Origin of the sequence: Actinoalloteichus spitiensis RMV-1378, assembly GCF_000239155.1 — a bacterium.
In the GTDB taxonomy this organism is placed as follows: Bacteria; Actinomycetota; Actinomycetes; order Mycobacteriales; family Pseudonocardiaceae; genus Actinoalloteichus_B; species Actinoalloteichus_B spitiensis.
This window is the reverse complement of record NZ_AGVX02000842.1, coordinates 1-1446: the sequence shown is the minus strand read 5'-3', so window position 1 is coordinate 1446 and position 1446 is coordinate 1. Positions and strand designations below refer to the sequence as shown.

General features: G+C 76.8%; 1 protein-coding gene. It reads right to left on the bottom strand.

What is annotated here, in order from left to right:
• Positions 1 to 139: 139 nt before the first annotated feature.
• A partial coding sequence (locus tag ACTIDRAF_RS31500; protein WP_016701548.1) for a cytochrome P450 occupies positions 140 to 1446 on the bottom strand: 1307 nt, incomplete at its 5' end.

Genomic DNA, 1446 nt, shown 5'->3' with positions numbered 1-1446 from the left:
TCGGTGGCCGGAGGGCGGCCGCCCCACGGCGGGTGCGCCGGCCTCCGCCGGCGGGCCGCGCTCGGCGGCCGATCGAGTGGCACCGCGCGTACCGGGTGCGCCGGTGGCCGGACGCGGATGATCTTAGTACACGGTCGGGTCATCCGTGCCGGGTGGACGGACCGCCGTCGTCGCCGCCCCGAACGGGTCCGGGGTGTCCGACCAGGACGCGGGCGGGGGCTCGGAAGGAGAGCAGACCCAGCATCGGTGGGCGTTCCTCCGTGCGCACCACCGTCGGCAGCGCGCGGGCCGTCTCCTCCAGCGCGATCTCGGCCTCGACGCGTGCCAGTCCGGCGCCCAGGCAGACGTGGCGGCCCAGTCCGAACGCGAGGTGCCGGCGGGCGTTCGGGCGGCCGGGTCGGAAGCGGCCGGGGTCGGCGACGAGTTCCGGGTCGGAGCCCGCGCCCAGCAGCTGCGCCAGGACGGCGGCACCGGCGGGCAGTTCCACTCCGGACAGGACCGTGGGGCGGGTGGTGACCCGGCGCCAGGTGAGCACCGGGGTGTCGAGGCGCAGCACCTCCTCCACGCACTGGGCCGCCAGTCCTGGCTCGCCGCCAGCCAGCCGGCGCCACAGCGCCGGGCGGCCGAGGACCCGGTGCAGGGCCGCGTTGACCAGCTGGCTGGTCGTCTCCTGGCCCGCGATGAGGAGGAAGTAGCAGACCCCGACCGCCTCCTCGACGCCGAGCGGCCGCCCGTCGGGCAGGCGGTGCCGGACCAGGTCGCCGAGCAGGCCAGCCTCCCCCGGCGACGCCGCCGTCCCGCTGACCCGTCCGGTCAACCACCGGTGGAACCCGCCGGCCTCCTCGGCCAACCCGCGCTGCCGGTCCGGACCCGGGTTGCCCCAGAACAGTTCGAGGGAGGCCCGGCTCCACCTCTTCAGGAGCCGCACGTCGACGTCCCGCATCCCCAGCAGGGACAGCAGCACCCGAGCTGGCGGGTCGGCCGCCACCCGCGCGGCGAGATCGGTGGTCCCGGTGTCGGCGAGGTCGGCGGTGGCCTCCCGCAGCCCGGCCCGCACCAGCGACCGGGCCAACGGCGTGATCGCCCGCACCCGCCCGCTGGTGAAGTGGGCGGCGACGAGCCGTCGCAGGCCCGGATGGGTGGCCGTGCCGTTGTTGGCCAGGGTGGGTGGCAGGGAGAAACCGTGCTCCGCCAGCACCCGCAGTGCGGGCACGGACAGCGGTGTGACCGCGTGCAGCGCGTTGTCCGGGGCGAAGGTGCCGGCGTCGGTGAGCACCGTGCGCACGTCGCGGTGCCGGCTCACCACCCAGCACCCGGTGGCCGGGTGGTAGGCCACCGGCTGTCGGCGCAGCTCGTCGAGCGCGGGGTGGGGGTCGGCGACGAAGGCGGGCGAGAACGGGTCGTAGTCGGCGAGGGGGCAGCCGGCCGGGGTCGGGGTGGGGGGCT